Raw genomic sequence first — 14,456 nt, forward strand, 5'->3', positions numbered from 1 at the left:
TCAGTGCCGGTCATTATCAGAATCGCATTCAGGCACCGCACTCATCCTTGCGCGGCGGCCAGCTCATCCAGACGTGCGGCGAAACGGGGCCAGTCGGTTTTCATGGCGGTGAGGAGCTTGCGGTTGGGCACGTCGGCAATCGGCACCCAGCAGACTTCCATACTTTCGTCGTCGTTGGCCTTGGGCTCAACGGTGTAGCCGGACTTTTCGAAGGCGAACACGGTGGTGTATGCCCACGGACCATGATCTTCGCGGTAGGAACCAACCACCTCAATATCCTCGGGCGTGATATTCGCCTCCTCATAGCTCTCGCGCAGCGCGCCCTCAATGGGTGACTCGCCATCCGCCGTGGCACCGCCAGGAATGCCCCATGTGCCACCCTCGGCGCTCCATGCGGCGCGATGCTGCATAACCACATGAGTCACCTTGCCGCTCGCAGCATCGCGGCGAGCCAGCAAAATGCCGGACGCGCCGTTGGTGCCCCAATGCTTGCGACCGCATGCGCAATCCACCCAGCCGTCGCCAGGCTGGTGCACGTTCTCCACCGGCGGCAGAATGCCGGCGTGCTGGTTGCCCGAAGCCTTGCTCTCCGGCGCCAGCTCACCACGGTCTACGTTCCACAGGTCAGTCCATTTGACGCCTAATTCACCAGCCAAATGCCGAGCCAGCGGCAAGCTGAGGCCGATGATACCGTGCGGATCGCCCTCGATGCTGTCAATGAACGCACCACCGAAGCCCTCGAGCGTGAACGAACCGGCGACTTCCAGCGGCTCGCCAGTGGCGATGTACCGCTCGATGTCATCGTCGGTGAACTCACCGAAATGCACTTTGGCGTGACTTGCACCGCGCACAGTACGTCCGGTTGCAAAATCGATGAGGCAGTGGCCGGTCCACAGTTCGCCGGTCGCGCCGCTCATACGCTTCAGTCGTTCGCGGGCCACGGCTTCGCTGTGCGGCTTGCCGTAGCATTCGCCGTCCAGGAGGAACATCGAGTCGCAGCCAAGAATCAGCGGGCCGACTGTCGCCTCGGTCAGTCCCGACTGTCCGGCAATAGCGGTGGCGATGGGTTCGGTAACGGTCGGCATATCGATGCCGGAGAAGTCGCGCGTGGTGGCGATTTCCGCCTTGGAATAGTCAATGGGCTTGCCAGCGGCGGCTTTGCACAGATCTTCGACGGCAGCTTCGCGTTCCGAATCCTTGATTTCCTTGGCCTTGAGCGGGTAGGCGATCACGCGGTCACCGGTCGCGGCGGCGGCAGTATCGGCCACATCACGATACGCACGATGAACGGCCTCGGCCTTGGCCGTGGCCAGAATCATCACGCGCTGCTTGATGCTCAGATCGTCGACGGTGACGCCTTCTTCACGGGCGGCCGCTTCCAGCGCAGCAGGCTCATCCACGTGCGAGACGCGAATTGTGGGACAGATACCCGCCGAATACAGCACGTCACGGCGAGGCTTGGACTTGGAAGCAAGAATTAGCGGAATGGACATGACTTAAGTCCTTATGCTCCCGCTGGCGGGAGCTGTCGAACGAAGTGAGACTGAGGGTGGTCTCTGCCGGTATGGGGGGACCACCCTCAGACCGCCGGCGGCGGCCAGCTCCCGCCAGCGGGAGCCTTCTCCTCGACTTAGCGACGCTCGATTTCGACGCCGGCGGTGTTGATGGGCAGGTGAAGCACACGCCAATGGCCGGAAGCAAGCTGCTCCGATGCGATCTGATCGATGGCTTCGCGGGCGTTGCCGTAATGCAGCACGAGCACGCAGGGGCCGGCACCGGAGACTGCGGCGGCATAGCCCTTGGAGCGGAAGAGCGCAATGAGCTCGGCGGACGGCGGCATCAGGGCACCGCGATACGGCTGATGCAACTTGTCCTGCGTGGCGGTGAACAGCAGCGCGTTGGACTGGGCCTGAGCGGCCGCAAGCTCGTCAGCGAACGCCGATTCACGGGTTCCGCCAGCGCAAGCGCACGCATCGGCATCCTGAGCCGGAGAAGCGGCGACGCCGGACTTGCCCTGCTGGGCGGCCTGGGCCAGCACCACGGGATTCATCGCAGCGGGCAGCAGACCCACGCGAGACACGTTGTAGACGGCGTCCTTGTATGGCAGTTCCCTAGGCAGCGCCTGACGGGCCTTCTCAGTGGACAGCTCATAGTCGGGCACGAACACGGCGGCGGTGATGGACGGGTCCACCGGGTAGTTGACGGCGTGGAATCCGCCGTGCAGCGGTTCACCACCAGGAACGGCGACCGAGCCGACGCCTTCCGCGGTTTCGAAGTCCCAGGAGACGGTCAGGCCACCGAACACGGCCGGGGCCACATTGTCCGGGTGTCCTTCAATCTGGGCGGCCATATCGAAGACGGCAGGACGGTTGAGGTCACCGGTCTGGGCGAAGGCCGCGGCGGCGGCGATGCCGGCCACAATGGCCTCGGCGGAAGAGCCCATGCCACGAGCCTGAGGGATGTTGTTGGTCGCTTCCAGCGTGAAGCCGAGTCGGCCGAGGCCGAACGTGGCACAGGCACGGCGGAAAGTGGAGACCACGAGGTGGGTTTCGTCACGTGGGAGGGTGTCGGCACCCTCGCCGTGGATGATCACGCGGGCAATGCCGTCGTTCGGGTCGTCGTTGAGCGTGAAAGTGAGCTCGTCATGGTAGTCGAGCGCCAGACCCACGGTATCGAAGCCGGAGCCGAGGTTGGCGGACGTGGCGGGCACGCGCACGTGAACGCTATTGCAGATTGGATTCATGGTTGTTCCTTAAAAAGGAGCTCCCCTTGTCAGGGGAGCTTGGGTATTCAGCTTGCACCGTTCGACCGCCTCATCAGAGGGAGCCTAGACGGTGTCAGTCCAGCACGCGCAGGATGGACGGCTCACCGGTCACGAAGTCGAGGGACTGCACAGCCTTGACGGTGTTGCGCAGGGTCTCTTCGTCGGTCAGGTGAGTCACCACGCGCAGCTGCTGGATCTCACCGTCATAACCGGGATCGGTCATAGTGGGCTTCAAGTCCTGGTTCACGCCGTTGATGGAGACGCCGTTCTTGGCGAACTCGGCGGCGATGGCAGCCAGCACACCCGGCTTGTCGTGAATCAGGAAGCGCACGGCAAATGCGGCCTTGGAAGCGGTAATCGGAGCCTTCGGCAGATTCTTGTACAGCGGAATGGAGGGGCCAGTGCAGCCAGCGGCAATGTGACGGGCTTCGGTCACCACGTCGCCTACAACGGCGGAAGCGGTCGGAGCGCCACCGGCACCGCGGCCGTAGAACATCAGATCGTCAGCAGCCTCAGCCTTGACGAACACGGCGTTGAAGGAGCCGTGTACGGAGGCCAACGGGTGGCTCTCGTCAATCAGGGCCGGATAGACACGAGCAGAGACGCCGGCTTCGCTATTCTCGACCACGGCAAGCAGCTTGATGACCTTATGCTCGGCGGTGGCGGCGGCGATGTCATCAGCAGTGATCTTGGTGATGCCTTCAACGGACACATCGTCGATGGTCACGGAGGTGTGGAAGCCGAGGGTGGCCATGATGGCGGCCTTGTTGGCAGCGTCGTAGCCCTCGATGTCGCCGGTCGGATCGGCTTCGGCGTATCCCTTGGCCTGAGCATCCTTCAGAACATCATCGAACTGAAGACCCTTGGTGGTCATCTCGTCAAGAATGTAGTTGGTGGTGCCGTTGACGATGCCGAGCATGCTGGTCACCTTGTCGCCGACCAGGGACTCGCGCAGCGGGCGCAGGAACGGAATCGCACCGCCCACAGCAGCCTCAAAGTAAATATCAACGCCCTTGGTCTCGGCGGCCGCATAGATTTCCGGGCCATACTTGGCCAGCAGCGCCTTGTTGGCAGTGACCACGGAAGCGCCGGATTCGATGGCGGCAAGCACAAACTTGCGAGCCACGGTGGTGCCGCCGATAAGCTCGATGACGATGTCCGAGTTGGTGGCCACGCTCATTGTGTCGGTGGTGACGATGGACTGATCAATCCACGGGAACGCTTCGGTTTCCTTCGGATCAAGGCAGGCGACGCCGGTCAGTTCAATCGGTCGTCCGATTCGGGCTGACAGCTCGCTCTTCTGTTCCACGATCAGTCGGGCAGTCTGAGATCCGACGGTGCCCGCTCCCAAAAGTCCAACGCGAATAGGGCTTTCATTCAGCTGTGCCACAAGGTTCCTTCCTATTGATGCCACATCATCCGCCAAAGGCCGCGGCGGATGTCCGCTTACTATCCTACGTAAGGAATCCGACACGCCGTGGCGGAAAATCTTCATCGAAGCGCATGCGGCCAATATCGATTGAATCTTTCCAATCGCCAGGCTCACTGGTCTGTCGGTGGCCATCGCCGCAGCAATGGACTGGATGTCCGGCTTCAACTTCTCGGCCGGTTTGGTCGACTTCGTTCTAGGCTGGCCGCTGGCAACAAAACCTTACATGCTCATCGTGCAAGGCCTGGTGTTCGCAGTCATCTACTACTTCGTGTTTGACTTTGCAATCCGCAAGTTCAACCTGATGACCCCGGGCCGCGAGGCCGAGGAAGTCGCTGCTGTGGACGAGGCTCCGGCCGCCGGCGAAGACAAGTACATCACCATGGCCTCCCGCATCTACGCGGCGCTGGGCGGTGCTTCCAACGTCAAGTCCATCGAAAACTGCACGACCCGCCTGCGCTTGGTGGTGAACGACACCTCGCTCGTCGATCAGGATGCCATCAAGAAGACCGGTGTTCCGGCCGTCAAGGTGCTCGACAAGACCAACCTACAGGTGATCGTCGGTACGGATGTGCAATTCGTGGCTGATGCGATGAACGACATCGCCAAAGGTGTGACCGTTGGAGGCGACACGGCCCCAAAAGCGTGACGGCAGCACCCGCTGCCGCCCCTAAACCCGCAGGCACAGCTTCCACAGCCACCGTGCTTGCCCCGGTCGATGGCACGATCGAACCGATTGACCAGGTGCCCGATGAGACCTTTGCCGAGAAGCTCCTCGGCGATGGCTTCGCGGTGATACCGAAGTCAGACACGATCGTCGCACCGGTGTCCGGCAAGGTGTCCACAGTCGCCCAGGCCAAGCACGCCGTCGGTATCACCACCGACGCAGGTCTGGAAGTGCTGGTGCATATCGGCATCGACACCGTGCAGCTCAATGGCGACCCGTTCACCATGAAGGTCACCGAAGGCCGGCAGATCACCGCAGGCGACCCGATCGTCGAGGTGGATTGGAACGCGGTTCGCGCTGCAGGCAAGGCCACGGATGTGATTGTTGTGTTCACCAACCCGGCGTTGGTGGATGCGCTGGCCATCACAGCTGCCGGAGCCGTCACCAACGGCTCTCCGGTCGGTACCGTGACCACCAAGTAAGCAACTGGTTCCACATAGAGGGCCTCCCGTCTCGCGGCGGGAGGCCCTCTCGTATGCGTTATTGAACGGCATCGAACAGCTATGCCGCTTTGTCGTCAGCCTTGATCCAAGTCCAGCAGGTCATCGATGGTCTGGCGGCGCAACATAACATGCGCGCCCTGCTCAGACACGGCGACCACAGCTGGAATCAACGCCTGGTTATAGTTGCTGGCCATAGTACGGCCATATGCTCCGGTGACCGGCACGGCAAGAATGTCGCCGCGCTTCAAATCTGCGGGCAAACGCACCTCATGGACCACGATATCGCCGGATTCGCAATGCATGCCGCACACGCGGGCAAGCATCGTCTCAGTAGAGCCGGTTCGGTTGGCCAAACGTGCGGTGTAATCGGCTCCGTACAGTGCCGGACGGATATTGTCGGACATGCCGCCATCCACAGACACATACACACGCTCGTCAATCGGGTTGCCGGCACTGTCTTTGGCATCGCTCAGGTGCACATGCTTGATGGTGCCTACACGATACAGGGTCACGCCGGCTGGAGCCACGATGTAACGGCCGGGCTCGAAGCTGATGGCCGGGGCGGGCATGCCCAGAGCACGGTTTGTGTCGCTGACCGAGCCGGCCAGACGAGTGAGCTCCACATCGATGTCCATGGAATCTTCGCCGTCGGTGTAGGCCACGGAGTAACCACCACCGAGATCGATTTCGGGCAGGGTGTAGGCGTCGGTGGCCCACAGGGTCTTGCGCAGCAGCATCATGCGCTTGGCGGCGTGGATGAAGGCATCCGCGTCGTGGATGTTGGAGCCGATATGCGAGTGAGCACCGACCAGTTCCAGCACATCCTGATTGGCCAGGATGGTCTTGAGCACGGCAATGGACGGACCGTCTGCGATGGCTTCCATAGCGGCGGCAAGTACCTTATCCGTATCGGAGACTTCCTCATGGCTCAGGTCGTACGGATACTTGACGTCATAACGCAGTTCGCGTGCCGGTTTGCCGCTCCCGCTGGCGGGAGCTATCGGCGTAGTCGACTGAGGGTGGTCATTGCCGGCATTAACGTCCGACTCCGCAATACGCGCGTTGGTCGCGGCAGGTGTCACGTCCGTCAGGTTGTTCAGCACGTCGAGCACTGCGGCGTCGGCTCCGGCCGCCAGCAGCGGGACGCCGAACTTCTGATCCTCGTGAGCGGTGGAGATGTATTCGTGACCACCGGCATGCACGCCGACAGTGACACGCAGCATCACGCGGGCACGCTTGCCGAGTTTACGGGCGATGGCGGCGATGCGCTCCGGCTCATTAGGCTCATCGACCACGATTTTGGCGAAGCCCTGTTCGATGGCCAGCGCGATTTCATCATCGGACTTGTTGTTGCCATGCAGCACTAGGCGGCGGCCGGGCACACCGGCAGCGAGGGCGATTCGCATCTCCCCCATCGTGCAGGTGTCCACAAACATGCCAGCCTCGGCGACCAGTCGCACGATTTCCTTGGACAGGAACGCCTTGCCGGCAAAGCTCACGTGCGTGGTGGAAGTGTTGAATGCCTCGGCTGCAGCGCGTACGAAGTGCTTGGCACGGGCCGATACCTCATCGGTATCGATGAGGTAAAGCGGCGAGCCAAACTCGTCCAACAGGGATTCGGCGGTGCGGCCATGAAATGCAATGGCACCATTGGCATTCACGGCCGTGGCGGCCGGCCAAATTGGAGAAATAGGCATAATCACATCTTTTCGGGGGCGGTAACGCCGAGGAGGTCAAGACCGTTGGCGATGACCTGCTGGACGGCGTCGTTGAGCTTCAGGCGGGCGGCGGCGCGGGCCGGCTCCGGGTTCTTGGCGATTTCCAGGGCCTTGCGGGCCTCGTCGTCACCACGGGTTTCCGGATCGGTCAGGGCCATCGGCACCACGCGCTCCACGTTGTACCACTTGTGGTAGGTGGCGGCCAGCTCTTCGAGGTAGCGGGCCACCTTGTGCGGCTGGCGGTCGTCGGCCGCGGTGGCGAGCACGCTCGGGAACTGGGCGAGGGCGGCGAGCACTTCGCCATCGGCCTCGGTGTCCAGCAGGGACAGGTCGGCGCCCTCGTAGCTGAGGCCGGCGGCTGCCGCGTTGCGGTCCACGTTCTTGGAGCGGGCGTGCGCGTACTGCACGTAGTACACCGGGTTGTCGTTGGTGTGCGAGGCGAGCAGAGCCAAGTCGATGTCGAAGTTCTGGTTGTAGTCGGATCGGGCCAGCGAGTAGCGGGCGGCGTCCACGCCGACCACGGAGACCAGGTCGTCGATGGTCACGACGTTGCCGGCGCGCTTGGACATGCGTACGGGCTTGCCGTCCTTCATCACGTTGACCAGCTGGCCGATGAGAATCTGCATGTTCTTGCCGGGTTCGTCGCCGAAGGCCGCGCACATGGCCATCATGCGGCCGATATAGCCGTGGTGGTCGGCGCCGAGCATATAGATGGCCACGTCGGCCGGGTTTTCGGCGCGGTGGCGCTTGTCCCAGTAGTAGGCGATGTCGGCGGCGAAGTAGGCGAACTCGCCGTTGGACTTGATGATCACGCGGTCCTTGTCGTCACCATGCTTGGTGGATTCGAACCAAGTGGCGCCGTCCTTGTCGTAGATATCGCCGTGAGATTTAAGCTCTTCGATGGCGGCTTCGACCTTCTTGTCGACGTAGAGGCTGTTCTCGTGGAACCAGACGTCGAAGTTCACGCGGAAGTCCTTCATGGACTTCTGAATCTCGTCGAACATCATCGGCACTGCGCGCTTGCGGAATTCCTCGCGCACTTCGGTGTCGTCCTCGCCGAGCGGTTCACCGTCATCGTTCAGGCCCTGATCCTGGTGGGCCAACGCGGTCAGGTTCACGCCGTCGGCCTTGGCTTCGGCTTCGACGCGGGCGGCGATCTCGTTGATATAGGCGCCCTTGTAGCCGTCGCACGGGGTTTCGGTCTGGTAACCGGCGCCGCCAAGCTTGTTGGCCTCGGCCCAGGCGGCGACCAGTGACTTGGCGAAGCGGTTGATCTGCTCGCCGTGGTCGTTGAAGTAGTATTCGCGCACCACCTTGGCACCGTTGGCCTCCAGCACACGGGCCATGGCGTCGCCCACCGCGGCCCAACGGGTGCCACCGATGTGAATCGGACCAGTGGGGTTGGCGGAAACGAACTCGAGGTTCAGGGTCTGGCCGCCCAGATGGGCGTTGCGGCCGTACTCGTTGACCTTGTTCAGGTGCTTGTCGCCATCGACCGCAGGGGCCGCGGCAAGCACAGTGTCCACCACTGCGGCGGCCGAGGCGGAATCAAGGGTGATGTTGATGAAGCCGGGGCCGGCAACCTCGACCTTGGCGATGCCGTCGGCTTCGGCCAGTGCGGCGGCGAACGGCTCGGCCAGATCGCGCGGCTTCATGCCGGCCTTCTTGGCCAGCTGCATGGCGATATTGGAGGCCCAATCGCCGTGCGCGCGGTCCTTCGGGCGCATGACGGCGAGCTTGTCGATGGGCGGGATCAGCTCGTCGGTCAGTTCTCCGGCTTGACCGGCTGCGACGAGGTTATGGGCAATGTTGGAAATCAGTTCACTTAAGGCTTCAGGGCTCATTCTTCTAAGGATACCGAGAACGGCGACACTTGCGGTCCGGTATGCCTATAGACCGCCCCCGCTGGCGGGGGCTGTCGGCCTTGGCCGACTAGGGGGTCTTACCACCACGGCAAATGACCACCCTCGGTCTCGCTCCACTCGCCAGCTCCCGCTAGCGGGAGCCCCACCGCAATATTCCGAAACATACCAAGCGAAAATCGGCCATCAGCAATCCCCTGAAAACGTTGGGGGCTCACCGGAACCGCTATACATACCATCGGTCGGTATCTATAGTGATCGGCAACGCCGCATACCGCATACCGCAGGGAGGCCAGCATGGCACGTAACGCGCACCCCGAGGTGACGCGCAATCGCATTCTCGACGCCGCGCAACAGCTGTTCATAACCAAAGGCTACGAGCACACCTCCATCCAGAACATCGTGGACGAACTCGGCGACCTTTCCAAAGGCGCGATCTACCATCATTTCAAATCCAAGGAAGACATCCTCGAAGAGCTCATCAACCGGGACAACGACGTGCAGGACGACTTCAACGAATCGGTGATGGGCCGCAGCGACCTCACCGCTCTCGAAAAGTTCCGCATATTGTGGCACTATTCGATAACCGCACAGGACCATGTGCAGATCATGCGCGCCGCCATGCCCATGCTGAGCGACCCGGTTTCGTTCGCCGCAAACATGCGGATCTGGAGCAAGCACCTGCCCGAACGGTTCCTGCCGCTGATTGAAGAGGGCGTCAAGGACGGCTCCATCCCCACCGCATATCCGCGAGAGGCCGCCGAGCTGCTCTCGCTCCTGCCCAACTACTGGCTGATGCCGTATTTCTATCCGGCGAGTTTGTCCGAGATGGAGCACCGCGTACGGTGTCTGGCAGCCATGCTCAGCGCGATTGGCGTGCCGATTTTCGACGACGAACTTATCGAAATGACCGCCAAAGGCATGATGACGTTCGACAGACTCCCCTCAGCCGCCTGCGGCGACAGCTCCCCTCAGAGAGGGGAGCCAAGGAAAGGCTCACAATGAACACAGCAATAAAACGCAAGAACGACAACAGCCCCCAGCGCCCGCCGCGTTCCCGCGACTTCGTGCTGTTGGTCGCCGGCCAGGGTATTTCGCTGTTCGGCAATATGATGCTGCGTTTCGCCATGTCGATGTGGGTGCTGGACGAAACCGGCTCGGCTACCGTGTTTGCCTCGGTACTGGCCGTATCCATCGTGCCCACCATCCTGCTCTCCCCGTTCGGCGGTGTGCTGGCCGACCGCGTCAACCGCCGCACGATCATGGTGGCACTCGACGCCATCTCCGCCACGCTCGTGCTGGCGAGCGCCATCGTTTTCGCCGCCGCGGGCTTCAATATCGCGGCCATCGCCACCATGCAGGTGCTGCTCGCCGTACTCGGCGCGTTCGAGACGCCGACCGTACAGGCCGCGCTTCCCCAGATGTTCCGGCAGTACGGCCCTGCCACTATGCGCCAAGGCATGGCCGTGATCAATCAGGTTCAGCAGTTGAGCTCCCTGCTGCCAAGCTTCCTCGGCGGCGTGCTATATGCCATGTTCGGCATTCGCCTCATGATGATCATCACCATCGTGAGCTTTGCCGGCGCGGCCGCGCTCGAATGCTTTATCCGTCTCAGCGCACCTGACCGCGGAGACGAAGAACTACCGACACCAATCGAAGACCTCAAAGCCGGCATACGATTCCTTGTGAAAGACCGTCCCAACGTGTTCAAACTGTTGTTGTTCTCAGCCGCACTGAACTTCGTTCTCATCGGATACTCCGGCGTCGGTTTCCCCTACACGATTCGCACCGTGCTGGGCTTCAATGCCACCGTGTATGGCATCGCCGACGGTCTGATTGGCGTTTCCGGAGTAGCAGGCGCCTTCATCGCCGGCCTGTTCGCCGCAAAACTCACCATGCGCTGGTTGCCAGGATTGATGGCCGCACTCGCGTTAGCCATGGTTCCACAGGGCATAGTATTCCTGCTGCCGGTCGGCGCATGGACCAAGCTCATGATACTCATCATCTTCACTTGTGGCACAATGATTGCCAGCTGTTTCACTAACCTCATCGCCGTGCCCACCATCCAACTCAATACTCCTGAAGCGATGACCGGCAAAGTGATGTCCATGGCCGCGGCTGTGAGCATGTGCGCCCAGCCGCTCGGCCAGATGGTGTACGGATGGGCCTATGACCGGATGCCGGTAGCAGCAGTGTTGTTCATCTCCACCGTATTGTTCGGAATAATCACGGCGATGCTCGTGCCGCTGTCCAAACAATTCGAGGACTAAACGGCTCAATACAATTCTGGCTTCTCTCAATGAGAGAAGCCAGGAAGATCAGTCGAAGTCGGCGCCGAGCGCCTCGAGCTTGCCACGGAAGTCGGCATAGCCACGGTCAATCAACGAGATGCCATGCACATCGGACGGACCGGATGCAGCCAGCGCAGCAATCAGATGCGAGAAGCCACCGCGCAGATCCGGCACGTCAATATCGCGGCCGGTCAGCGGGGTCGGACCGAAGATCACAGCGGAATGCTTGTAGTTACGCTGCTGGAAACGGCAGGGCAGGGAGCCCAGGCATTCGCGATAGAGCTGAATGGTGGCACCCATCTCGACCAGTGGCTTGGTGAAGCCGAAACGGTTCTCGTACACGGTCTCGTGCACAATCGACAGACCATTCGCCTGAGTCAAAGCCACCACGAGCGGCTGCTGCCAATCGGTCATAAAGCCGGGGTGCACGTCGGTTTCGATGGCCACGGGCTTCAAGTCACCGCCCGGATGCCAGAAACGAATGCCCTTATCGGTCACCTCAAATTTGCCGCCCACCTTGCGGAACACGTTGAGGAAGGTAATCATCTCCGGCTGGGTGGCACCCTTGACGAAGATGTCGCCGCGCGTGGCAAGCGCCGCAGACGCCCAAGAGGCAGCTTCAATACGATCGGTCAGCGAAGTGTGCGTGTAGCCTTGCAGCTCCTTGACACCTTCAATACGGAACGTGCGATCCACATCCACGGAAATGATGGCGCCCATCTTCTGCAGCACGCAGACCAAGTCCATAATTTCCGGCTCAGTGGCGGCACCAGAGAGCTCAGTCTTGCCTTCCGCGAGCACGGCGGCCAGCAAAGTCTGCTCAGTGGCACCTACAGACGGGTACGGCAGGTGAATCTTCGCGCCGTGCAGACCATTCGGCGCAGTGATGTGAATGCCGTCCTTATGTTCCTTATCCACGGTGGCGCCGAGCTTGCGCAGGGTCTCCAAGTGGAAGTCGATTGGACGGCCGCCGATTGCGCAGCCGCCGAGGGCCGGGATGAACGCCTCACCCAGACGGTGCACCAGCGGGCCGGAGAACAGAATCGGAATGCGGGAGGAGCCGGACAGCGTATCCACGTCGGCCACGTCGGCCAGCTGTACATGGCTGGCGTCGATGGTCACGATGCCCTTCTCGCCGTTCACGTCCACATCCACGCCGTGCAGTCGCAGCAAATCGGAGACCACGTGCACATCGCGGATCTCCGGCACATTCTTCAACACCGACTTGCCCGGCGCCAGCAGCGCGGCCACCATGGCCTTGCTCACGAAGTTCTTCGCGCCACGCACCTTGATCGTGCCATTCAGCGGCTTGCCGCCTTCAACATGCAGCACGTCATCCGGATTCTCAGCCACGCCACTCTCCTATACGAACAATTCTGAACAATTGCACAAAATGCTATCGTCTAGTTTGCCATAACCCATGTGCCGACTCGGTGAAATGCGCCTGAAGCCGAACGATGGCAGCCGCAAGCGTGAACTTTCCCTCTCGGATACTGAACCGAGACCCCAAGTCCAACCTCCCGCAACAAACGTGATCTTCCTCACAGCTGAGCCCACGGTGTTCCTCATGCTTCTACGCTACGATTCAGGGCAATGGCACCTGACGCCATGGCCACAAGCAAAGGAGCATTCATGACCACCGTCGCCGTTATTGGCTGTACACACGCCGGCACATTCGCCGCCACCTCAATTCTCGCCGAACACCCCGATTGGACCGTTCACGTTTTCGAGCGCAACGGCACGCTCTCCTTCCTTTCCTGCGGCATCGCCCTGTGGGTGGGCGACCACGTGTCCGACCCGAAGAAGATGTTCTACTCATCTCCCGCCGCCTTGGCCGAAGCCGGTGCGACCATGCACATGCGCACCGATGTGACCGACGTGAATCTTGACACCAAGACCATCACCTACCGCTCTCTGGAAGACGGTGATGACGCTCCCGAGCAAACCCTCGCTTTCGACAAACTGGTCGTAACCACCGGCTCCCGCCCCGTAATCCCGCCGATTCCCGGCATCGATAGCCCGCACGTACTGTTGTGCAAGAACTGGGATCACGCCATCGCCATCAAGGAGAAGGCCAAGACCGCCAAGTCCGCGGTGGTCATCGGTTCAGGCTACATCGGCGCGGAGATCGCCGAGCAGTTCAGCGTCACCGGCGTCAAGACCACGCTGGTGGACGGGCTCGACCGCCCGCTAGCCAATAATTTCGACAAGACCATCACCGATCAGGTGGCGGCGGCGTTCGAAGAGCACGGCGTGACGCTCGCGCTCGGCCAGAAAGTGGTGGAATTCCACGACAACGACGACAATACGGTCACCGTGGTCACCGAAAAGGGCGAATACACTGCCGAGATGGCAATCCTGGCGGTCGGCTTCCTGCCGAACACCGATCTGCTCAAGGGCAAGGTGGATATGCTGCCGAACGGCGCGATCGTGGTGGACGACTACATGCAGGCTTCCGTGCCGGACGTGTATGCCGCCGGTGACTCCGCCACCGTGTTCTACAACCCGACCGGCCAGCACGATTACATTCCGCTGGCCACCAACGCGGTGCGCCAGGGCCTGCTAGTCGGCCGCAACATCGAGGCGCCGACCGTGAAATACCTGGGTACGCAGGCCACGTCCGCCGTGCAATTGTATGATCTCTCGCTCGCCGCCTCCGGCCTGACCCGTGCGGGCGCCGAACGCCGCGGGCTCACGGTCCACGAAACCTCGCTCACCGAGGATTACCGCCCGGACTTCATGCTCACCACCACACCGGTCACATCAATCCTGACCTGGGATCCTGAGACTCGTAAGGTCAAGGGTGGCCAGTTCTGCTCCAAGGCCGACATTTCCGGCGCGGCGAACGTGATCTCCATGGCCATTCAGGCCGGCTTCACCACCGACCAGCTGGCCAACGTGGACTTCCTGTTCCAGCCCAACTTCGACAAGCCGGTCTACTACGTCGGCGCCGTGGCCATGAAGGCGGCGGCTGAGTAAAATCCATCGATCTGCCTGCATCCTGCACGATACGTGAGCTGTCGGCAGCGAAAGCGTCCGTAAGTATGCGAGGGTCTCGTCGAGCCGCATACTTACGTACGTTCGTTCTCTTGCCGCAGCTTCCGTCCACCGTTTCAGTCAAATATGCAACATAACTACCTGTTATGCACATTAGGTATTGATTTCCAATTTACAACTCGACTATCATGGAACTTTCGCCATTTTTTGCGTATCAGTATCCCT

Annotated in this window: 11 protein-coding genes; 5 read left to right on the forward strand and 6 right to left on the reverse strand. The window is 61.4% G+C overall.

All coding sequences use genetic code 11. From position 1 onward, the window contains the following. Nucleotides 1-41: 41 nt before the first annotated feature. The 3 genes from NBH12_RS00825 to NBH12_RS00835 form a co-directional block, all read right to left on the reverse strand. Nucleotides 42-1,493, reverse strand: coding sequence for a Maf family nucleotide pyrophosphatase (locus NBH12_RS00825; RefSeq protein ID WP_003829751.1), 1,452 nt, complete (start codon nucleotides 1,491-1,493; stop codon nucleotides 42-44). A gap of 137 nt (nucleotides 1,494-1,630) precedes the next feature. Beyond that, on the reverse strand, nucleotides 1,631-2,743 hold the full coding sequence (locus tag NBH12_RS00830) for a homoserine kinase (RefSeq protein ID WP_003829750.1): 1,113 nt from the start codon (nucleotides 2,741-2,743) through the stop codon (nucleotides 1,631-1,633). A 94-nt stretch (nucleotides 2,744-2,837) separates the two neighbouring features. Then, nucleotides 2,838-4,154: a homoserine dehydrogenase gene (locus tag NBH12_RS00835; RefSeq protein ID WP_025222186.1), complete on the reverse strand. Its 1,317-nt coding sequence runs from the start codon at nucleotides 4,152-4,154 to the stop codon at nucleotides 2,838-2,840. Nucleotides 4,155-4,320: 166 nt separating this feature from the next. Between NBH12_RS00835 and NBH12_RS00840 the strand changes: the two genes are divergently transcribed. Continuing rightward, complete coding sequence (locus NBH12_RS00840; RefSeq protein WP_042994342.1) at nucleotides 4,321-4,842, forward strand: glucose PTS transporter subunit EIIB; 522 nt, start codon at nucleotides 4,321-4,323, stop codon at nucleotides 4,840-4,842. After that, nucleotides 4,839-5,342: a PTS sugar transporter subunit IIA gene (locus tag NBH12_RS00845; RefSeq protein WP_060618331.1), complete on the forward strand. Its 504-nt coding sequence runs from the start codon at nucleotides 4,839-4,841 to the stop codon at nucleotides 5,340-5,342. Before NBH12_RS00840 ends, NBH12_RS00845 begins: the two co-directional genes overlap by 4 nt. Nucleotides 5,343-5,437: 95 nt before the next feature. Here NBH12_RS00845 and NBH12_RS00850 read toward each other — a convergent pair whose 3' ends face one another. Then, entirely contained in the window at nucleotides 5,438-7,060 is a 1,623-nt protein-coding gene (locus NBH12_RS00850; protein WP_060618330.1) for a diaminopimelate decarboxylase family protein, read from the reverse strand. Nucleotides 7,061-7,062: 2 nt separating this feature from the next. Further along, nucleotides 7,063-8,925, reverse strand: a complete 1,863-nt coding sequence (gene argS / locus NBH12_RS00855) for an arginine--tRNA ligase (protein ID WP_025222190.1) — start codon at nucleotides 8,923-8,925, stop codon at nucleotides 7,063-7,065. Nucleotides 8,926-9,240: 315 nt separating this feature from the next. On the opposite strand from argS, the gene NBH12_RS00860 reads away from it, so the two are divergent. Further along, nucleotides 9,241-9,948, forward strand: a complete 708-nt coding sequence (locus NBH12_RS00860) for a TetR/AcrR family transcriptional regulator (RefSeq protein WP_003829738.1) — start codon at nucleotides 9,241-9,243, stop codon at nucleotides 9,946-9,948. Further along, a complete protein-coding gene (locus tag NBH12_RS00865; RefSeq protein WP_179134332.1) occupies nucleotides 9,945-11,213 on the forward strand; it encodes an MFS transporter in 1,269 nt (422 codons plus the stop codon). The genes NBH12_RS00860 and NBH12_RS00865 overlap by 4 nt, the downstream gene beginning before the upstream one ends. A 48-nt stretch (nucleotides 11,214-11,261) precedes the next feature. Here NBH12_RS00865 and murA read toward each other — a convergent pair whose 3' ends face one another. Further along, entirely contained in the window at nucleotides 11,262-12,587 is a 1,326-nt protein-coding gene (murA, locus tag NBH12_RS00870) for a UDP-N-acetylglucosamine 1-carboxyvinyltransferase (protein WP_003829734.1), read from the reverse strand. Between the two features lie 279 nt (nucleotides 12,588-12,866). On the opposite strand from murA, the gene NBH12_RS00875 reads away from it, so the two are divergent. Continuing rightward, nucleotides 12,867-14,213: an NAD(P)/FAD-dependent oxidoreductase gene (locus tag NBH12_RS00875; RefSeq protein ID WP_250819058.1), complete on the forward strand. Its 1,347-nt coding sequence runs from the start codon at nucleotides 12,867-12,869 to the stop codon at nucleotides 14,211-14,213. Nucleotides 14,214-14,456 lie beyond the last annotated feature (243 nt).

The sequence above is a fragment of the Bifidobacterium sp. M3-N-101 genome, from assembly GCF_023656805.1.
Lineage (GTDB): Bacteria > Actinomycetota > Actinomycetes > Actinomycetales > Bifidobacteriaceae > Bifidobacterium > Bifidobacterium breve.